Here is a 20,408-nt window from a genome sequence, read left to right as displayed (position 1 = left end):
GGCGATCGGTGCGTGTTAAAGTTCACGACGGCTCGATTCAGCCCTCGGCGACGAGCAAAGGACGCACCGTCATCGAAAGTCGATCTCGCCAATGCCGATTCCTCCCGCACGTACCCGCCGATCCGCCCCGGCGACAACCAGCGTCGCGCCATCGCCGCAGGCGGCGGGTCGCGGAGCCGACCGCGTCCATTCGGTGTCGGTGGTCATTCCGATCTATCGCGGCGAGCGGACGATCGCCGCACTCGTCGAGGAACTCGATCGCTACGCCGACCCCGGCGACACCCCGGACGGCACGCGGTTCGCGGTCGACGAGATCATCCTGGTGCACGACAACGGCCCCGACCGCTCCGATGTGATCCTGCAGGATCTGCAGACCAGGTACGCGCGCGTGCGCGTGGTGTGGCTCAGCCGCAACTTCGGTCAGGACGCCGCGACCATCGCGGGCATGGCCGCGGCCAATGGCGACTGGATTATCACGATGGACGAAGACGGACAGCATGATCCGACGTTCATCGCGGCATTTCTCGACGCGGCGTTGCTCGAACGCGCCGACCTCGTGTACTCGAAGCCGAGCAACACCCGACCGCACGGGCTGCTGCGCAATGTCACCTCGCGCGGCGCCAAGATCGTGCTCGCGACGGTCTTCGCCTTTCCCGATTCGACCAGGTTCGAGAGCTTCCGGTTGATCCGCGGCGATATCGGTCGACAACTCGCCGAGGTCGCCGCGAACGGCGCCTATCTCGATGTTGCCCTGACCTGGGTGGTCGGCACCACGGTCACCGTGCCGGTGACCCTGCGCGCGGAGGGCCGCGACGAATCCGGTTACAACTATCGTCGCTTGTTCTCGCTGTTCTGGAAGATGGTGCTGTGCAGCGGCACTCGCGGTCTGCGCGTGGTGAGCATGCTCGGTGTCACGCTGGCCGCGGGCGGCGGTGTGCTCGCGGCGGTGGTGATCTGGCGCGCGCTGTTCGGCGACAACAACGATCCCGAGGGCTGGGCGTCGATGATTGTCGTCATGCTGTTGTGTTCGGGCGCGATTCTGTTCTCGCTCGGCTTGATCGCCGAGTATCTCGGTGTGGCACTCCACATTCTGGTCGGCAAGCCGCTCTATCTCACCGTGGCCACCCCCACCCCGCGCCCGGACACCATCGAAAAGTCGGCGATCGAACGAATCGAGGCCGCGGCGCCCGCCGTGACCCGGGAGGAACACGGGGCTTGAGCACCGAACGCATCATTTTCAGCAAACCATTTCGGGCCGCACGCGAATTGGCGAACCTCGAGGCCGTCCTCGGTTCCGATCACAGCCACGGCGACGGGCAGTTCACCAAGTCGGCCACCGACAAGTTGCGTGCGATCACCGGCGCGCCGCACGCGTTGCTCACCACCTCGTGCACGCACGCACTGGAACTGGCCGCGCTGCTGTTGGAACTCGGCCCCGCCGACGAGGTCATCGTGCCGAGTTTCGCGTTCACCTCCGCGGCGACCTCGGTGGCGCTGCGCGGCGCGACCTGCGTATTCGTCGACATCGATACCGAGAGCGGCAATATCGACCCCGCCGCCGCCTCGGACGCGATCACTGCGCACACCAAGGCGATCCTGGTGATGCACTACGGCGGCGTCGGCGCCGATATGGAGCCGCTGCTCGCGCTGGCGAATCACCACGGCATCGCGCTCATCGAGGACAACGCGCACGGCCTCGGCGGGAGCTGGCGTGGGCGCCAACTCGGCACCATCGGCACGATGGGAACCCAGAGTTTCCACGACACCAAGAACCTGCACTGCGGTGAGGGCGGCGCGTTGCTGCTTTCCGACGAAATCCTGATGGCACGCGCGGAGATCATGCGTGAGAAGGGCACCGACCGTGCCAGGTTCTTGCGCGGGCAGGTCGACAAATACTCCTGGCAGGACGTCGGTTCCAGCTACCTGCCCAGCGAATTGAACGCGGCGGTACTCGACGCACAGCTCGACGAGTTCGCCACGATTCAGCGTGCGCGCCACCGCGTGTGGGACACCTACGCACAGCGGCTGCCGGAATGGGCGCTCGGGCAGGATGTTCGACCGATGACGGTCCCCGAGGACCGCGCGCACACCGCGCACCTGTTCTATCTGCGCATGCCGACCGAGGACAGTCGCGACAGAATGATCGCCCATCTGGCCGCGCACGGCGTGGTGGCGCCGTTCCACTACGTTCCGCTGGATTCCAGCCCCGCCGGACTGAAATACGGTCGGACCCCGGTGCCCTGCACCCGCAGCGCGCAGTTCTCCGCGACCATTCTGCGGCTGCCGCTGTACCCGATGCTGACCGCCGAGCAGCTCGATCGCGTCGTCGACGCCGTGACCGCGTTTCGGGTCTGAGGCTCGGACACTCTCCTGTCGTGCGACGCGTACCGCGCTCGCCCTCACGGGGCGGCTTTCGTCCACGGAGGCCGCGAAACACAAGGTCGTCGCGGGCGCATTCCGAGGGCACCGCGAACGCGGGAGCTCGCGTCGGTAGTAGGCCAGTGACCGTGTCGGAGCCCGTGGAGTACACGATAATTCGGTGACCGCACAACAGTCGAGGTCGATGGTGCTCGCCGCTGCGCACGGTGCGGGGCGGCGCTCCGCGTTCGCCGACCGCATGGCGATACGGCGGCGACATCGCTCTCGCGAACACAGCAGACTCGCGAACACAGCAGACGCGCGTCGGGGTCGGCAGCCGAGGAACGGTCGGCATCGGGGATGGTCTCGGCGGTCACCGGCTACGTCCGGGAGGAAGGTGTCGACGCGGTCTTCGTCGGCCGTGACGCGGGCGCTGAGCACCGAGGGCGGACGAGGTCTCGACCGACCGGCACGGGGGCTTGGCCGACATGTGCTCGGACCCGAGGTCAGGGTAGGCCGTACACCTCGCGCGCAGCGGCATCGGTGAGCACCTCGTAGGTATCCGACTCCCGGTGGTACCACCAGGTGTTCGGGCCCGGCTTCGGGTCACCGGCGGCGCGGACGGCACGAACGGAGGGGCGGTAGGAGGCGCTGCGCGGAATGTCGTCCACCACGTGGACCAGGTCCGGGCGCTTGTCCGGGTCCAACGCGCGCAGGGCTTCGGTGACGTCCCCGGGGTCCAGCTCGAAGCCCGCACGAACACTGACCGCGCCCACCGCGATCCTGCGGTCGCCGAATTCCAGACCGTAGGCCACTTCCATGTCGACGGCCGCGATGTCGTTGAGGCAGTCGATGATCGGACCGCCGTACACGGGTCCGCGCGCGGTCCTGATGGCGGTGTCCTTGCGGTCGACCAGCCAGTAGTCGCCGTCGCTGTCACGGCGGAACAGGTTTTCCGTCGGCATCCACGAATCGCCCGCCGCGAAGACACCGCGCATTCCGCCCGCGGAGATGTCGATGCTCTCGGTCGCCTTGCCGAGCAGCAGGCCGACCTCGTTGTCCGCGCAGCGGCGCGCGAAGCCGGACTCGTCGACCTCGACCCGAGCGGTCATCGGGTCGTAGGCGACCAATTCGACCCGTGCCGTGCCGGGGACCGGCCTGCCCTTGGCACCGGGTTTCGCACCGGTCACATTCGCCAGCACCACATCGCCCTCGATAGAGGCGTAGAACTCGAGCACCCGTGCGGGGGCGAACTGTTCGACGGTCCGCCGCCACAGGCCGACCGGCATGCCGGAGCCGATGAACAACCGGATGGGGTACCGGTGGCCGTTGCGGAAGGGTTCGGCGTCCAGGATGTCGCGCAGCATGGTCCAGGTGTAGGTGACCACGGTGACGCCGTAGCGGTGCACCTCTTCGGCGAAGCGCGCCGGATCCAGCGACCTCGCCAACGCGATCCGACTGCCGCCCGCGATCGCACCACCGAGGCTCACCAGCAGACCGGACGAGTGGTGCAGCGGCGCAAGGCAGTACACCGTGTCCTTGTTGTCGAGGTCGGCGGAGGTCGCGGTGCCGAAGGCCGAAAGCGCCCACCGGTGGTTGGTGATGTATTTGATCTCCAACCGGTTGCCGACCCCGGTGACGAGTACGAAGGCCAGCTCGCGCGCCAACCCGGGGTCGGGTCGATACCAGGCGGGCAGCCGCACGTCGGTGGGGTCGATGCGCTCGAGATCGATCACCTTGTCGCTCAGCGGAATATCGAGCCGACGCGCGTCGCCGCCACCGAGTACGAGCACCCGCGCGCCGCTCGCCGTGGCGCTACGCAGGTTCTCCGGATCGGCGACGATGGTGTCGACACCGGTCTGCTCCAGGGCCGAGCGCAGTTCACCTCCCGGCGCGAGCAGCACCGCGACCGCACCCAACCGCGACAACGCGGCCACGGTCGCCAGCGCGCTCGGCCGCGTCTCCATCACGACGCCCACCCGCATCGCGGGCCGAATGCCCACGGAGATGAGTCCGCGCACCACATTGTCGATGCGGATGTTCACCGCGGCGTTGGTATGCACCCGGTCGTCGAACAGGAACAGATCTTTCCTCGGCGCGCGCCGCGCCTGCTCGGCGAGCAGTCTGCCCAGCGAGATCCTGGTGTGCGGCTGGATCATGCCGAGCCGGGTGAGCCTGGGCAGCGCTCGAGCGGCTTCGCCCGCCAACTCCCTCGAACTGCGCACGGTGTTGTTGGCCAATGTCTCCAGTATCTTGCCGACACCGGTGCCTGCCTCGGCCATTGTCGCCGCCGTGTGCGCGACCCGGGTGATCGCCGAGCGCGGACGGTTGCTCGGGACGTGTTCGCTCATCGGGACGATCTCGCCGGGCAATTCGACCTCACCGTTCATCCAGTCGACCCACTCGCGCACCAGCGGCCAGGTCTGCCTGGTCGCCGCACTACCCGCGACCAAACCGAAATGTCCTGCCACCAGCGTGGATTCGTAGACCTCGGCGTTCGGCGCCGCGCGCACGATCCCCCGGACGGCGGCGGGCTGGCCGATATCGTCCACCTCGCCGACAAACGCGAGGATCGGGCAGGTCAGATCGGCCAACGAGACGGGATGATCGCGAATCACGAAGCCGCCGAGCATCATCCTGTTGTGCACCACGAATTGTTTGAGCAGGTCGGCGGCGGCGGGACCCGAGTAACCGACCCAGCCTTCGCTGTTGAGGAACCGGCGCTGACGTTCCTTGGGCAGCAACGCCTCCCGGTCGTGCAGCTGGCGCAGGAAGTCGATCCTGGATTTCGCGGTCTTCACCGGGTCGAGCAGCTGGAAACCGATGCGGACCATCGAATCGGTGATCGGCAGCCGGTTCACGACGTGATCGGCCACGAAATCGGCCACCTCGGAAACCATCCCGTAGGGCAACCCGAACGGGATCCCCGCGACGATATCGACCGGGCTGCCGAAGGTGACGATGCTCGCCACCCCTTTGCCCGCACGGTAGGCCGCGGCCTGATAGGCGAACATGCCACCCTGGGAGTATCCCATCAGGTGTACGTCACTGCCGGTCGCCTCGGTCACCGTGTCGATCGCGCTGTGCACCGCGAGCACATGGTCGGCCAGGTCGCGTTCCCATCCGCCTTCCTCGGTGGCGGGTGAACCGAAATCGACTACCCAGCAATCAATTCCACCCTTGGTGAGAATGCCGACAGCGCCGCCTTCTGCGTTCACGTCCCAGATGTCGGCGTTCACCATCAGCGGTGGCAACAGCAGGGCGACCGGACTGCCGGGTACCGCGCGCTCGGGGAAATAGTGCCGCAACCGATAAACCCTGCGCCGTTCCGCTACTTCGAACGGTGAGGACTCCACGTCCTGGGTCAAGCCGCCGAAGCGGACCACCTCCAGGCCGTTCTGCGCGGTCGACATCAAACGTCGCACCGATCCGACCACACCCTGCGCACTGAACTTCACGACCGCTCCTGGACCTACCGCTGGACCCCTACCGCTCGCACGGCACACATCTCACGCCGACGTTCAGGTGAGTACCCGCCTTCGACGCCGGTATCGCCTGTAGTGACATGTTCCATCATGGACCCTTGACGGGTGCGTTCGGGCCGACCTCGATCGAATCGCGACCTTGTGGCGCCACCTCGCTATCACCCGGCGACCGCTGGCACGGTTACGCTGGTTTGGTGACCGACTCCCTCGTTCAGCCGATCACCGACCGCGAAGCACTGCCCGTCGAGCTCGTCGACGAGGCCGGTCACGCGGTCGGCACCTGTCCGGTGTCGCAAGCGCACCAGTCCCCCGGAATGTTGCATCGCGCGTTCTCGGTGCTGCTATTCGACGAATCGGGCCGGGTGCTATTGCAGCAGCGGGCCGCCGCGAAGACTCGATTCCCGGCCCTGTGGGCCAATACCTGCTGCGGGCATCCCGCGCCCGGCGAACCGGTGGCCGCGGCGGCGGCCGTTCGCCTGGCCGAGGAGATGGGGTTGGCTACCGAGCTCACCGAGGTCGGCGTCTACCGCTACCACGCCGACGATTCCCGCACCGGCCGCGTCGAATTCGAGTGGGACCACGTGCTGGTCGGACGGCTGGAGGCCGGGTCGCCGCGCCCCGATCCCGCCGAGGTCGCCGACTACGCGTGGGTGACGCCGGAGGCGTTGCGTGCCGCGCTCGGTTCCGATCCCGGCTTGTACACGCCGTGGTTGTCCGGGGTCCTCGACGTCGCCGTGGACCCCACCCCGTCCTGAGCTTTCTCCAATAGTCGACGGTCGGCTCCCGGTTCTCCGGGCGCCGCACCTCAATCACATAGCTAGATGCGCATATCTGAGTAGTGGCATGTATCTGTCTCAGAAAGCTGAGAGAACTCATAGCAACGCCTCAGGCTACGAACAGGACTGTCCAGCATTCTGGATCTCGGAAGTGTCCTGCGGTGAAACGAGGTGCGCGATGGTCGAGATCGAGGTCACGGGAACAACGGTGACGGTGCACGTGCGTGGCGCGCACCAGTTGCTTGCCCTGCGCGATCAGGTCACCTTTCCGCTGTCGAGCGTCACCGGGGTCGGCCCGGCGCTGATCGACGAGCGTCCCCCGTGGGTGCGGGCGCCCGGCACCTTCTTCCCCGGCGTGATCGCGGCGGGCACCTTTCGCGGCAAGGGCCGAAAGGAATTCTGGGACACCCGATTCGACGGCAACGGCCTCAGCATCGAGCTGACGGGCCATGACCTGACCCGGCTCGTGGTCGATGTCGCCGATCCGGATGCCGCCCTACGGACGCTCGCGCACTCACGCGCCGCGTGACAACCCACACCGGACGAGGCCGGTGTGGGCGCGGCCCCACCCCCGACGCGCGTGGCCGCAGCGCGAATCAGCACTCGCGCTTGTAGAAATACCGTTCGTTCGCGTCCATATCGGCCTGGGTAATCGCGATCATGTCGGTCTGTATGGTCCGCGTGACCTGCTTACCCTCCAGTGCGGCCGCCGCCTCGTCGACGCCCTTCGCACCGATGCCCGCCGGATCTTGAGCGATCAGTGCCTGCACGGTACCGGCCTTCAGGTCCTCGACCTGCTTCGGGCTGGCGTCGAAACCGATCAGCTTCACCTGTCCGAGCTTGTTCGCGTTGCGCAGACCGGTCGCCGCACCTTCGGCGGAGCTGAGGTTCGTCGCGAAGACACCGGCGAGATCGGGGTGCGCGGCGAGGGTGGCGGTAATGATCGAGGCCGCCTGCGCCGCCTCGTTGTTGTTGTACTGGACGCCGAGCGAGGTCATGCCGGGGTGGTCGGACAACGCGTCGATGAATCCCTTGGCACGCGCGTCGGTGGTCGAGGTGCCCGCCTTGGTGTTGATCACCAGCACGGGGCCCTTATCGCCGACCAGCTTCGCCAGGGTGTCCGCGGCGAGCTCGCCCCCCTTGCTGTTGTCCGAGGCGATCGAGGACTCCGCGATCGAGGTGTCGTCCAAGGCGGTATCGACCTCGACGATCTTGATTCCCGCGTCCTTGGCCTGCTTCATCGGATTCGCCATCGCGGTCGCGTGTGTTGGTGCGATCAGAATCGCGCCCGGCTTGTTCGCGACCACGCCGGTGAGTACCGGAGTCTGCACGCCCGCATCGAATTTCGTGGGCGCCTGGGTGTCGAAGTCGTAGCCGAGCCGCTGCGCCTCGGCCTGCGCACCGCACTGCATCGAGATGTAGAACGGTTCGTCGGCCGCGCCGGGGATCAGCACCAGTTTCTTCGCGTCGCCCGCACCGGTATTGCCCACCTGCCCACTACACGACACCAACATCGCACTCACCGTGACCACCGTGCCCAACAGCACAGCGGTCCGTTTCGCCACCCTCATCCGGCCTACCTCCGCGAACTCACGTTGTTCGATCCGGATCGGCTCGACCCGGATCCTGTACTTCTTATTTCCGGTCACGCGCCTTGCGGCGCAGCTGGTCGAACCAGACCGCGGCCACGAGCACGATGCTCACCGCGATCGGCTGCCAGAACACCGGCACCTGCGCGATGACGAATCCCTTCTTCAACACCGAGGGGATGAATACGCCGATCACCGTGCCGACGATCGAACCGACGCCACCGAAGAGACTGGTGCCGCCGATCACCACCCCCGCGATCGCGTCGAGATTGTCGGTGCCGTGCCCACCGATCGTGGTGGTGCCGAAGTAGGCGAGGTTCATGAAACCCGCGAGCCCGGCCAACAATCCGGTGAGCAGATACACCGCGATCAGGTGCCTGGTCACCGGAATACCCGCACGCCGCGCGGCCTCCTGGCTGGAACCGATGGCATAGGTGTAGCGGCCGAAACGGGTGGTACGCAATACGACCGCGGCCACGACCGTCACCACCGTCGCGACCAGGACCAGGTTCGGCACGCCGCCGAGCGAGGTACCGAAACCCAGTGAGTCACGAAGGTTCTCGGGCACCGTCCTGGTGTCGACGCCGCCGGTGATCAGTTGCGCCGCGCCGAGGGCGGCACCGAAGCTGCCCAGCGTCACGATCAGCGGCGGAATCTTCGCCTTGGCCACCAGCAGGCCGTTGAGCCCTCCCCACAGGCCGCCGCCGAGCACCGAAACCAGGAAACCGAGGCCGATCAGACCCCAGCCCGCACCGCTGGCGTCCTGACCGGGACTGAGCCACTCCATCGTCTTGGCGCCGAGCACCCCCGCGAAGATGAGCACGCTGCCGACCGAGAGGTCGATCCCCGAGGTGATGATGATGAAGGTCATCCCCACCGAAAGCACCAGCAGCACCGAGGTTTCGATGAGCAGGGTCTGCAGGGTGAACACGGTCGGGAAGGCGTCGGGTCGCACCACGCTGAACACCACGCACAGCCCGACGAGTACGACGCCGATCCACACCGTGCTCGCACCGAAGAACCGTTGCGCCAGACTGCGTTCCGAGGGTTCGATGCTGCCGCCGTCGGCGACGTCCGTACTGCTCATGCGGCATCTTCCTCGGTCGACATCGCGCCGGTCATCGCCGCGACCAGATGTTCCAGTGTCGCGTCGGCCGCGGTGAATCTGGCCACCCTGCGCCCCAGACGCAGCACCTCGACCCGGTCGGCCACCGACAACACCTCTGGCATGTTGTGACTGATCAGCACCACGCCGATACCCTCGTCGCGCACCCTCCGGATCACGTCGAGCACGCGTTCACGCTGCAGCACACCGAGTGCGGCGGTCGGCTCATCCATGAAGACGACCTCGCTGGCCCACATGACCGCCCGCGCGACGGCGACGCTCTGGCGTTGACCGCCCGAAAGCGCGCCGATCGGAACATCCGCGTTCTGCAACGAGACGCCGAGCCGACGGAAATGTTCCACCGCACGCGATTTCATCGCGGACTTGTCGAGCATTCCGAGCCTGCCCGCCACTCCTTTGCGCACAAGCTCGCGACCGAGGAACAAATTCGCCGCAGGATCGAGATCGGGGGCGACCGCGAGATCCTGGTATACCGTTTCGATGCCGAGCTTGCGCGCGGCCGTCGGGGAATTCAACACCACCGAATTACCGGCCAACAGGATTCGACCTTCGTCGGGTTGTTCGGCACCCGAAAGACATTTCACCAGAGTCGATTTCCCCGCGCCGTTGTCGCCGATCAACGCGACGACTTCGCCGGCACCGACCTCGAAGTTCGCACCCCGCAGAGCCGTCACGCCGCCGTAGCGTTTGACCAGCACTTCGGCCCGCAGCACGGGGGAACTCGCACCGGTGGAAGCAGGTATCGGGGTTTCGTTCGAGGTCACAGCGCACATCCGCGTGGACTCTGTTGAGCAAGCGTCCAGTCCATGGGGCGATGCTACGTCCGAGCACTCGATTCGCAGGCCCGTTCGGCAAAAGCCAATGGACGCAACGCCGACAGCGGAATTCGATGCGAAAACAACGAACTAAACGCCGTCGCCGAACTCAGTGCGCGCCGCCGAGTTCCAGTGCCAACACGCCGAGAATCACCAGTCCGATTCCACCCACCTGCACCAGATTCAGTCGCTCACCCAGAAACAGCGCGCCGATCAACGCGATCGCGGCGACACCCACCGCCGACCAGATGCCATAGGCGACACCGATCGCCATACCGCGCTTCAGCGCCTGCGACAGAAACAGGAACGCGGCGCCGTAACCGAGCACCACCACGATCGAGGGCACCAGCTTGGAGAAACCCTCCGACAGCTTCAGCGAGACGGTCGCCGTCACTTCGGAAACGATGGCCAGCGCGAGAAACAGCAGCGTCATCAACGCAGCGTAGCCGCGCTCAGCCGAGCCAGTCGCGCTGCGCCCGTACCGAGGAACCGATCTCGTCGAGCTGAACCGCGACCTGGCTCGCCGCGGTACCGCCGCGCGCGTCGCGGGAAGCGATCGAGCCCGCGACGGTCAACACTTCCCGCACGCCGGGTGTCAACGCGGGATCGATGGCGGCGAACTCGGCGTCGGTGAGCTCGTCGAGTCCCACTCCCCCGGCCTCGGCCGCGCGCACACAACCACCCGCGGCCTCGTGCGCGGAGCGGAACGGAACACCCTGGCGAACAAGCCATTCCGCGATATCGGTGGCGAGGGTGAAGCCCGCGGGCGCGAGCTCGGCCATCCGATCGGTGTGGAAGGTGAGCGTGCCGACCAGACCGGCGATCGCGGGCAGCAGCAGTTCCAGCTGCGCGACCGAATCGAACACCGGCTCCTTGTCCTCCTGCAGGTCGCGGTTGTAGGCCAGCGGCTGGGCTTTGAGCGTCGCCAGCAAGCCGGTCAGATTGCCGATCAGCCTGCCGGACTTACCCCTGGTCAACTCCGACACGTCGGGATTCTTCTTCTGCGGCATGATCGACGAACCCGTCGACCACGCGTCGGCCAGGGTGACGTAACCGAATTCCGTTGTGCTCCACAGGATGATCTCCTCGGCCATCCTGCTGAGGTCGACGCCGACCATCGCGAGCACGAACGCGGCCTCCGCGGCGAAGTCCCGCGAGGAGGTGGCGTCGATGGAATTGGATGCGGCGCGGTCGAAACCCAATTCGGCGGCGATCGCGTCCGGATCGAGCCCGAGCGAAGACCCCGCCAACGCGCCGGACCCGTAGGGCGACACCGCGGCCCGCTTGTCGAAATCACGCAACCTGTCGATATCGCGCAGCAGCGGATGCGCGTGCGCCAGCAGATGATGCGCCAACAACACCGGCTGCGCGGCTTGCAGGTGTGTCTTGCCCGGCATCACCGCGTCGGGATGGGCCCGCGCCTGACCGACCAACGCGTCGACCACCTCGAGCAGTCCGGCCGCGACCGCGCGGACACCGTCGCGCAGCCACATCCGAAACAGGGTGGCCACCTGGTCATTACGCGAGCGGCCCGCACGCAGCCTGCCGCCGAGTTCGGTACCGACCCGGTCGATCAACCCGCGTTCCAGCGCACCGTGCACGTCCTCGTCGGACTCCAGCGGCGCGAACGCGCCCGAGGCGACCTCCACCGCGAGCTGCTCCAACCCCGCGAGCAGGCCGTCGAGATCGGCCTGCGACAACAGCCCCGCCTTGTTCAGCACGCGCGCGTGCGCCTTCGAGGCGCGAATGTCGTAGGGGGCCAACGCCCAATCGAAATGCGTCGACTTACTGAGCGCGGCCATCGCCTCGGCGGGTCCCGACGCGAATCGTCCGCCCCAGAGCGCACCCTGGTTGGTCCCGCCGCTGCTCGTCATCGTCTGCTAACTCCTTCTCCGGGTTTGGTCGCTGTCATCAAGATGTTCTTCCGTAACTGATCGGCCACCGCAGGGGGAACCTTGCGCCCTCGACTACTCAGGACGGTGGACGGGTCGGTGCGTATCCCCGTCCAGCCGCGCGAGCGGAACCAGTCGACCGGGTCGCTGCGACCTTCGTTCGGGTACAGCAACGAACCCATATCGAGCGAGATACCCAGCTCGGCCAGCATCCGGTCGCGCATCTCCTCGTTGTGCTCGCCGTCCTGGGCGGGGTCGGCCTCCAGGGTGAGTGCCACCTGGCTTCCCGGCGCGCTGAGTTCCGCGATGGCGATGAACATGCGGTTCTGCGCGCCCGCGGGGACATACCGTAGTAGCCCCTCGGCCAACCACGCGGTCGGCTGGGTGGGGTCGAAACCGCTGTCGCGCAACTCGTTCGAAAAGCCACGACGCAGATCCACCGCCACCTCACGCCGATCCACCGAGGCGAAGATGCCGTGCTCGTCGAACACCGAGGCCTTGAACTCCAGTACCTTCGGCTGATCCAACTCGAACAGCACAGTGTCCATTGCCCATTCGAGTCGAAACGCACGCACGTCGAGACCGGCACCGAGAATGACGACCTGCCGGATCCCCGCGTTCACCGCCATCGCGAAATACGCGTCGAAATAGCAGGTGCGCGCCACCAGCATGTCCCCGAGCGGACCGAGGGACGGCGCGGCACCGGTCTCGAAATCGACCTGCCCCCGAACGAGTCTCGTCCACCCCGGCACCCCGACCGCCTCGACCAGCAGGGCGGCGTAGGGATCACGGAACAAGGCATCCGAGCGTCTGGTCTCCCCCGCCCGCAAGGCCGCGACACCGAGTGCGGTGGCACCGACGCTGTTCACGATGTCCCAGCCGTCGCTGTCGGTCCGCATGGGGCTCCCTTCGGGTCGGTCGTTCAACCCGTCCGAGACTACGTTCGGCGCGGGGCCGACGCCTACTTCTGGTTCAAGTCCCTGCGGGCGGCGACCTTCGAGGACAGACCGTGGATCTGCACGAAGCCCTTGGCCAACGACTGGTCGAACGAATCGCCCTCGTCGTAGGTCGCGAGGTTGAAGTCGTAGAGCGAACGCTCCGAACGCCGCCCGTTGACCACCGCGGAGCCACCGTGCAGCACCATCCTGATCTCACCGCTGACGTGTTCCTGGCTCTCGGCGACAAAGGCGTCCAGCGCGCGCTTGAGCGGGGAGAACCACAGGCCGTCGTAAACCAGCTCGCCCCAACGCTGTTCGACCTGACGCTTGTACCGACCCAGCTCCCGTTCGACGGTAACCGCCTCCAGCTCCTGGTGCGCGGTGATCAGCGCGATCGCGCCCGGCGCCTCGTAGATCTCCCGGCTCTTGATGCCGACGAGGCGGTCCTCCACCATGTCGAGCCGACCCACACCCTGGCGACCCGCCCGCTTGTTCAGTTCGATGATCGCCTCGAGCACGGTCACCGGACGGCCGTCGATCGCGACCGGAACGCCCTTGTCGAAGGTGATGATCAGCTCGTCGGGCGCCTCGAAGTTCACCGTGGGATCGGCGGTGTAGTCGTAGACGTCCTTGGTGGGCGCGTTCCACAGGTCCTCGAGGAACCCGGTCTCCACCGCGCGGCCCCACACGTTCTGGTCGATCGAGAACGGCGACTTCTTGGTGACATTGATCGGCAGCGCGTTCTCCTCGGCGAAGGCGATGGCCTTCTCCCTGGTCCACGCGTAGTCACGAACCGGGGCGATCACGCTCAGGTCGGGGGCGAGCGCGCCGATGCCGACCTCGAAACGCACCTGATCGTTGCCCTTACCGGTGCAGCCGTGCGCGACGGTGCTCGCGCCGTGGAACTTCGCCGCCTCGACGAGGTGCTTGACGATCAGCGGGCGGCTGATGGCCGACACCAGCGGGTAGCGGCCCATGTACATCGCGTTGGCCTGCACGGTGGGCAGGCAGTACTCGTCGGCGAACTCGTCGCGCGCGTCCACCACGACGGCCTCGACCGCGCCGCAGTCCAGTGCTCGCTGGCGCACCACGTTCATGTCCTCGCCACCCTGGCCGAGGTCGATGGCGACGGCCACCACCTCGGCGCCGGTCTCCTTGCCGATCCAGCTGATCGCGACGGAGGTATCCAGCCCACCGGAGTAGGCGAGTACGACGCGCTCGGACATGTTGGGGTGCTCCTCGGGTTTCGTTCTTGTGGGTAGGTCGTTGTTGTGGGTAGGCCACTGTGGTGTGTGGGTAGACCACTGTGCGGCCGCGAGCCTATCTACAAATGATTATGCACGATGATGCAAGCTCATTCATACCGGGGTCGCTCGCGGTGCCGCGGCTCGGTCAGCACCTCAGGCGAGCTCTTCGATCTTCGCGGCCAGTTGCAGGCCGGTCAGTGGTTCACGCGCGATGACGGCGATGGTGTCGTCACCCGCGATAGTGCCGACGACGAACGGCAGCGCGGCACGGTCCAACGCGCTGGCGAGGTAGTGCGCCGCGCCGGGCGGGGTGCGCAGGACCGCGATATTGCCGCTGGCGTCGGTGGAGACCAAGAGATCACCGAGCAGCTTGGACAACCGGTCGGTGCCGCCGGTGACCCCGCGCACGGGACTGCCGTCCTCGGGCACCACATAGACTCCCGCGCCACCGTCGGCCGCGCGCAGCTTCACCGCGCCCAACTCGTCCAGATCGCGCGACAGCGTGGCCTGGGTCGTCTCGATGCCCTCGGACGCGAGCAGGGTGCCCAATTCGGTCTGACTGCGAACCGCGTTGGCGGACAACAACTGCACGATGCGCGACTGTCGGCCCGCACGGGTGCGGGCGATGGCGGGACCGGTCTTCTCGGTGTCCGCACGCGTGACACTCATCGTCGCACCAGCGTTCGTCGCGATCGGGCCTGCGCGGCATCGCCGCGACGCCGCGTGGTCCGCGCCGCGAACAACGGGGTCATGCGCTGTCTCCCGCCCGCGCGCCCAGCAACCACGCCAGCAGAGCTTTCTGCGCGTGCAGCCGGTTCTCCGCCTCGTCCCACACCGCGCTGCGCGGGCCGTCGAGCACCTCGTCGGTGATCTCCTCACCACGGTGCGCGGGAAGGCAATGCAGCACAACCACTTCCGGGCGAGCATGGGACACGAGCTCGGCGTTCAACCGGAACGGACGGAACGGGCCGACGCGGTCGAGGCCGTCGCCTTCCTGACCCATCGAGGTCCAGGTGTCGGTGACCAGCGCATCGGCGCCCGTGGCCGCCGCGACCGGATCGTCGGTGAACAGCACGGTGGCACCGGTCTCGGCGGCACGCTTGCGGGCCGCCTCCACCACCCACGGCAGCGGCTCGAAACCCGGTGGCGCGGCGATGGTGACATTCATTCCCGCGGTGACGCCGCCGAGCAGCAACGAATGCGCCATATTGTTCGCGCCGTCGCCGAAGTAGCTCAGTGCCCGCCCGGACAGGTCGCCGAGCCGCTCGGTGAGCGTCTGCAGATCGGCGAGCACCTGGCACGGATGGAACTCGTTGGACAGCGCGTTGACGACGGGAACCGTGGCGGCAGCCGCCATCTCGTCGAGCCGATGCTGTTCGAAGGTGCGCCACACGACGGCATCGACGTAGCGCGAGAGCACCCGCCCGGTATCGCCGAGGGTTTCTTCGCGGCCGAGTTGGGTGTTGCGGCCGTCCACCACCACCGCGTGGCCGCCCAACTGGGCGATGCCGAGTTCGAAGGAGAACCTGGTGCGGGTGGAGTTCTTCTCGAAGATCACCCCGACCCCGCGCGGACCGGCCAACGGGCGGTGCGAGAACGGAGCACGCTTGAGTTCGGCTGCCAGGGCGAGGATTTCGGCCTGCTCGGCGGGGGTGACATCGTCGTCCCGCAGGAAATGCCGTAGTGGCGATGCGGACGTCATTGTGCCGCGGCCTCCTTCGCGTCGTCGGCCGCGCCGTCGAGGATCTCCGGCAGATCGTTGACGAAGTTGTCGGCCTGGGTCTCGGTGAGAATCAGGGGTGGGGCGAGTCGAATCACGTGGGGCTTGGCCGGGTTCACCAGGTAACCCGCCGCACGCGCCCGCGCCTCCACCCGAGGTGCGACGTCGTCGGTGAGCACGACGCCCAGCAGCAGGCCGGCACCGCGCACGTGATCGACCAACGGGTGCTCCAACAACTCGATACCGTCGGCCAGCCGCTTGCCGACCGACTCGACGTGCGCGAGCAGATCTTGCTCGTCGATCGTGCGCAGCACGGCGAGCGCGGCCGCCGCGCAGACCGGATTGCCGCCGAAGGTGGTGCCGTGCAGGCCGGGTTGCAACAGTTGCGCGGCGTGGCCGTTGGCGAGGACGGCGCCGATCGGCAGGCCGCCACCGAGCCCCTTGGCCAGGGTGATCGCGTCCGGCACGATGCCGGAAGCCTGGTGCGCGTAGAACGTTCCCGTCCGCCCGATACCGGTCTGCACCTCGTCGAGGATCAACAGCGCGCCGTGGCGGGTGGTGATCTCCCTGGCCTTGGCGAGGTAGTCGAAAGGCGGGACGACGACGCCACTTTCGCCCATCATCGGCTCGAGGAACACCGCTGCGGTGTCCTCGTCCACCGCAGCGGCCAGCGCCTCGGCATCGCCGTAGGGGACGTGCACGACACCGGCGGGCAGCGGCTCGAACGGCGCCCGCTTCGGTTCCTGGCCGGTGAGCGCCAGCGCACCCATCGTGCGACCGTGGAAGGCGTCCGAGCAGGCGATGATCTTGCGCCGACCGGTCAGTCGCGCGATCTTGAACGCGGCCTCCACGGCCTCGGTGCCGGAATTGCAGAAGAACGCGCGGCCGGTGTCGTCCCCGTCGCCGAAATGCGCGAGCAACCGCTCGGCCAGCTCGACCGTCGGTTCGCTGACATACAGGTTCGACACGTGCCCGAGCGTCCCCAACTGTTGGGTGACCGCCTCGAGCACCGCGGGGTGGGCGTGGCCGAGACTGTTGACGGCGATGCCACCGAGGAAATCGACATAGCGGTTCTCGTCGGCGTCGTAGACGACCGCACCGGCGCCGCGCACCAGGGCGAGCGTGGGGGTGCCGTAGTTGTTCATCATCGCGGCCGTCCACCGCTGCCGCAGTTGTTCGACTGAGCTCATTGTTTCGTTCCGTTCCGTGTCTCGGGGATCGGGGCGGGCGTCACCATCGTTCCGATCCCTTCTCCGGTGAACAGTTCCAGCAACACCGCGTGCGGCACCCGACCGTCGATCACGTGCGCGGTCGGGACCCCGCCGAGCACGGCACGCAGGCAGGCTTCCATCTTGGGCACCATGCCCGTATCCAGGCTCGGCAGCAACTTCGCGAGTGCGTCGGTGTCGATCCTGCTGGCCAGCGACGAACGATCCGGCCAGTCGGTGTACAAGCCCTCGACGTCGGTGAGCACGACCAGCTTCTCCGCGCCGATCTCCGCGGCCAGTGCGGCGGCGGCGGTGTCGGCGTTGATGTTGTGCACCACGCCGTCGACGTCGGGGGCGATGGTCGATACCACGGGGATCCTGCCCGCGCCGATCAGGTCGAGCACCGCGGCGGGGTTCACCGCGGTGACGTCCCCGACCAGGCCGATATCGGTCGGCGCACCGTCGACGTCGACCGTGCGCCGGGTCGCGGTGAACAGCCCCGCGTCCTCGCCGGTCGTGCCGACGGCGTACGGGCCGTGCGCGTTGATCAGACCGACCAACTCGCGACCGACCTGACCGAACAGCACCATGCGCACCACATCGAGCACCTCGGGGGTGGTGACGCGGAAACCACCGCGGAACTCACCTTCCATGCCGAGCTTCTTCAGCATGGCGCTGATCTGCGGTCCGCCACCGTGCACCACAACGGGATGCACGCCGACGGTGCGCAGGAACGCCATGTCGGCGGCGAAGGCGCGCTTGAGTTCCGGGTCGATCATGGCGTTGCCGCCGTACTTCACCACGACGATCGTGTCGCGGAATCGTTGCAGCCACGGCAGTGCGTCGGCCAGCACGTGCGCCTTGTCCAGTGCCGAGAGTTCTTGTGCGAGTTGGTGGGTCATGAGCTGTAGGCCGAATTCTCTTCGACGTATCCGTGCGAGAGATCGGTGGTGCGGATGGTCGCCGTCGCAGTGCCGACGGCCAGGTCGACCCGCACCTCGATATCGGCACCGGACAGGTCGATCGCACGCGCCTCCGGCAGGCCGACACCGTCGACACAGACCGGATGACCGTTGAACGACACCGAGATTCGGTTCGGCTCGAGCGAGACCGGCGCCATGCCCACCGCGGCCAGCACCCGGCCCCAGTTGGGGTCGGAGCCGAACAGCGCGGTCTTGACCAGGCTGTCACGAGCGACGGTGCGTGCGGCGGCCAGCGCCTCGTCCTCGTCCAGCGCGCCGGTAACGGTGATCAGCACCCGCTTGGTGACGCCTTCGGCATCGGCCATCAACTGCGCGGCGAGGTCGTCGCACACGGCGAAGACGGCGGCGTCGAATTCGGCCTGGCTCGGGGTGACCTCGCTGGCGCCGTTGGCCAGCAAGAGCACGGTGTCGTTGGTGGAGCAGGAACCGTCGACGTCGAGGCGGTCGAAGGTCCGGCTCGTCGCCTTGCGCAGTGCCTGATCCAGTTGGTCGGGGGTGACCAGCGCGTCGGTGGTGAGCACGACGAGCATGGTGGCCAGCGACGGCGCGAGCATGCCAGCCCCCTTGGCCATGCCCCCGACGTTCCATTTGTTCTTGTGGTGGAACGCGGCCTCTTTGGGCACGGTATCGGTGGTCATGATGGCGTGCGCGGCATCGAGGCCACCGGACAGCCCGCCGCCCATGTCGTGCACGATCTCGGTGATGCCCGCGCGCAGCTTGTCCATCGGCAGTCGGTCACCGATCAGCCCGGTGGAGCAGACCGCGACCTCACCGGCACCGGTCTCGGTGCCCCAGTTACTCAGCTCGGCGGCGAGTTTCTCGGCGGTTTCGTGGGTGTCCTGGAATCCCGCGGGCCCGGTGCACGCGTTCGCGCCGCCGGAATTGAGGACGACCGCGCGCAGTCGTTGTCCGGTGAGTACCTGCTGTGACCACAGCACTGGAGCGGCCTTCACCTTGTTGCGGGTGAACACACCCGCGGCGGCGTATTCCGGGCCCTCGTTGAAAACCAGTGCCAGATCGAGCTTTCCGCTGGCCTTGATCCCGGCGGCGACGCCGGCGGCACGGAAGCCGAGGGGTCCGGTCACGCCTTGGTTGCGCACCAGGTTGCCGCCGTTGGTCTCGGTTGTCGTCACGGTGCCACTCCTACGGTGGAAAGTCCTGCGGCCTCGTCGAATCCGATGGCCAGGTTCATCGATTGGATCGCGGCACCCGCGGTGCCCTTGGTGAGGTTGTCGATCGCGCCGATCGCCACGAGTTGCCCGGCGTCGCTGTCCACCGCGACCTGCAAGGTCACCGCGTTCGAGCCGACGACCGAACCGGTTTGCGGCAGTACGCCTTCCGGCAGCAGGTGCACGAACGGCTCGTCGGCGTACGCCTTTTCGTACACCGCCCTCGCCTGCGCGGAATCGACCGTTGTCGGCGCGGTGCATGTGGCCAGGATGCCGCGCGGCATCGGCGCGAGGACCGGCGTGAACGACACCGAGACGTCCTGTCCGCCTATGGCTTTCAAATTCTGGGCGATCTCGGGGGTGTGTCGGTGCGCACCCGCGATGTTGTAGGCACGCACCGAGCCCATCACCTCGGAACCGAGCAATCCGACATCGAGTTTGCGTCCGGCGCCCGAGGTGCCGGTGACCGCTACCACGTTCACCTTCGGTTCGACGATGCCCGCGGCCACCGCCGGGGCGAGCGCGAGGCTGGCGACGGTCGGGTAGCAGCCGGGCACCGCGATGCGCCGCGCGCCACGCAACCGTTCGCGCGCACCGGGCAACTCGGGCAGACCGTAGGGCCAACTGCCCGCGTGCGTGCCGCCGTAGTACTTCTGCCATGCCTCGGCGTCGGTCAGCCGGAAGTCGGCGCCGCAGTCGACGATCACCGTCGACTCGGGCAGTTCGCGAGCCAGCGCGGCGGACTGCCCGTGTGGCAGGCCGAGGAAGACGACGTCGTGTCCCGCCAGTTCCTCGACGGTCGTCGGCCCGAGCACTCGATCCGCCAACGGCAGCAATTGCGGCTGGACCGCACCCAGCGTGCTACCCGCGTTCGACCCCGCGGTGAGCGCCCCGATGACGAGGCGCCCGGTTCGGTACGCCGGATGCCCCAACAGCAGACGCAATACCTCACCGCCCGCGTACCCGCTGGCACCTGCCACCGCGACCCGCACGGTCGTCTCGTTCGAGGAATCAACCATGCGATTTATTATGCATGACTGTGCAATCTCATTCATAGGTCGGGGGTGATTCGCGCCGACACCTCCGACCCCGACCGGCGAAG

General features: G+C 67.2%; 18 protein-coding genes. 4 read left to right on the top strand and 14 right to left on the bottom strand.

The window, feature by feature from the left end; all coding sequences use genetic code 11:
• Positions 1-91: 91 nt before the first annotated feature.
• Together ABEA50_RS20250 and rffA are read left to right on the top strand one after the other, a co-directional pair.
• Positions 92-1,219 carry a glycosyltransferase gene (locus tag ABEA50_RS20250; protein WP_345497124.1) on the top strand — a complete coding sequence of 376 codons (1,128 nt, stop codon included), beginning with the start codon at positions 92-94 and terminating at the stop codon, positions 1,217-1,219.
• On the top strand, positions 1,216-2,355 hold the full coding sequence (gene rffA, locus ABEA50_RS20245; protein ID WP_345497123.1) for a dTDP-4-amino-4,6-dideoxygalactose transaminase: 1,140 nt from the start codon (positions 1,216-1,218) through the stop codon (positions 2,353-2,355). Before ABEA50_RS20250 ends, rffA begins: the two co-directional genes overlap by 4 nt.
• 509 nt (positions 2,356-2,864) lie before the next feature.
• Here the strand turns inward: rffA and ABEA50_RS20235 are convergent.
• Positions 2,865-5,816, bottom strand: coding sequence for an AMP-binding protein (locus ABEA50_RS20235; protein ID WP_345497122.1), 2,952 nt, complete (start codon positions 5,814-5,816; stop codon positions 2,865-2,867).
• A gap of 221 nt (positions 5,817-6,037) precedes the next feature.
• Here ABEA50_RS20235 and idi point away from each other — a divergent pair, with 221 nt between their 5' ends.
• Together idi and ABEA50_RS20225 are read left to right on the top strand one after the other, a co-directional pair.
• Positions 6,038-6,598, top strand: a complete 561-nt coding sequence (gene idi, locus ABEA50_RS20230; protein ID WP_345497121.1) for an isopentenyl-diphosphate Delta-isomerase — start codon at positions 6,038-6,040, stop codon at positions 6,596-6,598.
• A gap of 199 nt (positions 6,599-6,797) precedes the next feature.
• Positions 6,798-7,148 carry a hypothetical protein gene (locus ABEA50_RS20225; protein WP_345497120.1) on the top strand — a complete coding sequence of 117 codons (351 nt, stop codon included), beginning with the start codon at positions 6,798-6,800 and terminating at the stop codon, positions 7,146-7,148.
• A 67-nt stretch (positions 7,149-7,215) separates the two neighbouring features.
• Here ABEA50_RS20225 and ABEA50_RS20220 read toward each other — a convergent pair whose 3' ends face one another.
• From ABEA50_RS20220 to argC, 13 genes are all read right to left on the bottom strand, one after another.
• Positions 7,216-8,190: an ABC transporter substrate-binding protein gene (locus tag ABEA50_RS20220; protein WP_345497119.1), complete on the bottom strand. Its 975-nt coding sequence runs from the start codon at positions 8,188-8,190 to the stop codon at positions 7,216-7,218.
• Positions 8,191-8,254: 64 nt separating this feature from the next.
• On the bottom strand, positions 8,255-9,295 hold the full coding sequence (locus tag ABEA50_RS20215) for an ABC transporter permease (protein WP_345497118.1): 1,041 nt from the start codon (positions 9,293-9,295) through the stop codon (positions 8,255-8,257).
• The gene (locus tag ABEA50_RS20210; RefSeq protein ID WP_345497117.1) at positions 9,292-10,098 is read right to left on the bottom strand and encodes an ATP-binding cassette domain-containing protein; all 807 of its coding nucleotides are present in this window, start codon (positions 10,096-10,098) and stop codon (positions 9,292-9,294) included. Before ABEA50_RS20210 ends, ABEA50_RS20215 begins: the two co-directional genes overlap by 4 nt.
• Before the next feature lie 160 nt (positions 10,099-10,258).
• On the bottom strand, positions 10,259-10,585 hold the full coding sequence (locus ABEA50_RS20205; protein ID WP_425577667.1) for a DMT family transporter: 327 nt from the start codon (positions 10,583-10,585) through the stop codon (positions 10,259-10,261).
• 16 nt (positions 10,586-10,601) lie between these two features.
• On the bottom strand, positions 10,602-12,023 hold the full coding sequence (gene argH, locus ABEA50_RS20200) for an argininosuccinate lyase (RefSeq protein WP_345497115.1): 1,422 nt from the start codon (positions 12,021-12,023) through the stop codon (positions 10,602-10,604).
• Complete coding sequence (locus ABEA50_RS20195) at positions 12,020-12,940, bottom strand: SAM-dependent methyltransferase (RefSeq protein WP_345497114.1); 921 nt, start codon at positions 12,938-12,940, stop codon at positions 12,020-12,022. Before ABEA50_RS20195 ends, argH begins: the two co-directional genes overlap by 4 nt.
• Before the next feature lie 62 nt (positions 12,941-13,002).
• On the bottom strand, positions 13,003-14,205 hold the full coding sequence (locus ABEA50_RS20190) for an argininosuccinate synthase (protein ID WP_345497113.1): 1,203 nt from the start codon (positions 14,203-14,205) through the stop codon (positions 13,003-13,005).
• Positions 14,206-14,379: 174 nt separating this feature from the next.
• Positions 14,380-14,895 carry an arginine repressor gene (locus tag ABEA50_RS20185; protein WP_345497112.1) on the bottom strand — a complete coding sequence of 172 codons (516 nt, stop codon included), beginning with the start codon at positions 14,893-14,895 and terminating at the stop codon, positions 14,380-14,382.
• Between the two features lie 79 nt (positions 14,896-14,974).
• Positions 14,975-15,928 carry an ornithine carbamoyltransferase gene (gene argF, locus ABEA50_RS20180; RefSeq protein WP_345497111.1) on the bottom strand — a complete coding sequence of 318 codons (954 nt, stop codon included), beginning with the start codon at positions 15,926-15,928 and terminating at the stop codon, positions 14,975-14,977.
• Positions 15,925-17,136 (bottom strand): acetylornithine transaminase, encoded by a 1,212-nt coding sequence (locus ABEA50_RS20175; RefSeq protein ID WP_345497110.1) that lies wholly within the window; start codon positions 17,134-17,136, stop codon positions 15,925-15,927. Before ABEA50_RS20175 ends, argF begins: the two co-directional genes overlap by 4 nt.
• Entirely contained in the window at positions 17,133-18,056 is a 924-nt protein-coding gene (gene argB / locus ABEA50_RS20170) for an acetylglutamate kinase (protein ID WP_345497109.1), read from the bottom strand. The genes ABEA50_RS20175 and argB overlap by 4 nt, the downstream gene beginning before the upstream one ends.
• Positions 18,053-19,270, bottom strand: coding sequence for a bifunctional glutamate N-acetyltransferase/amino-acid acetyltransferase ArgJ (gene argJ, locus ABEA50_RS20165; RefSeq protein WP_345497108.1), 1,218 nt, complete (start codon positions 19,268-19,270; stop codon positions 18,053-18,055). The genes argB and argJ overlap by 4 nt, the downstream gene beginning before the upstream one ends.
• Positions 19,267-20,325 carry an N-acetyl-gamma-glutamyl-phosphate reductase gene (gene argC / locus ABEA50_RS20160; protein WP_345497107.1) on the bottom strand — a complete coding sequence of 353 codons (1,059 nt, stop codon included), beginning with the start codon at positions 20,323-20,325 and terminating at the stop codon, positions 19,267-19,269. Before argC ends, argJ begins: the two co-directional genes overlap by 4 nt.
• Positions 20,326-20,408 lie beyond the last annotated feature (83 nt).

It is taken from the genome of Nocardia callitridis, assembly GCF_039543305.1.
Lineage (GTDB): Bacteria > Actinomycetota > Actinomycetes > Mycobacteriales > Mycobacteriaceae > Nocardia > Nocardia callitridis.
The sequence above is the reverse complement of the archived record's forward strand: the minus strand, read 5'-3'. Positions and strand labels throughout refer to the sequence as shown.

Excerpts from the sequence above, each read along its gene's own strand:
- ABEA50_RS20250 (WP_345497124.1), top strand. The coding sequence starts at position 92 with ATGCCGATTCCTCCCGCACGTACCCGCCGATCCGCCCCGGCGACAACC.
- ABEA50_RS20225 (WP_345497120.1), top strand. The coding sequence starts at position 6,798 with ATGGTCGAGATCGAGGTCACGGGAACAACGGTGACGGTGCACGTGCGT.
- ABEA50_RS20220 (WP_345497119.1), bottom strand. The coding sequence starts at position 8,190 with ATGAGGGTGGCGAAACGGACCGCTGTGCTGTTGGGCACGGTGGTCACG.
- ABEA50_RS20215 (WP_345497118.1), bottom strand. The coding sequence starts at position 9,295 with ATGAGCAGTACGGACGTCGCCGACGGCGGCAGCATCGAACCCTCGGAA.
- argH (WP_345497115.1), bottom strand. The coding sequence starts at position 12,023 with ATGACGAGCAGCGGCGGGACCAACCAGGGTGCGCTCTGGGGCGGACGA.
- ABEA50_RS20195 (WP_345497114.1), bottom strand. The coding sequence starts at position 12,940 with ATGCGGACCGACAGCGACGGCTGGGACATCGTGAACAGCGTCGGTGCC.
- ABEA50_RS20190 (WP_345497113.1), bottom strand. The coding sequence starts at position 14,205 with ATGTCCGAGCGCGTCGTACTCGCCTACTCCGGTGGGCTGGATACCTCC.
- ABEA50_RS20185 (WP_345497112.1), bottom strand. The coding sequence starts at position 14,895 with ATGAGTGTCACGCGTGCGGACACCGAGAAGACCGGTCCCGCCATCGCC.
- argF (WP_345497111.1), bottom strand. The coding sequence starts at position 15,928 with ATGACGTCCGCATCGCCACTACGGCATTTCCTGCGGGACGACGATGTC.
- ABEA50_RS20175 (WP_345497110.1), bottom strand. The coding sequence starts at position 17,136 with ATGAGCTCAGTCGAACAACTGCGGCAGCGGTGGACGGCCGCGATGATG.
- argB (WP_345497109.1), bottom strand. The coding sequence starts at position 18,056 with ATGACCCACCAACTCGCACAAGAACTCTCGGCACTGGACAAGGCGCAC.
- argC (WP_345497107.1), bottom strand. The coding sequence starts at position 20,325 with ATGGTTGATTCCTCGAACGAGACGACCGTGCGGGTCGCGGTGGCAGGT.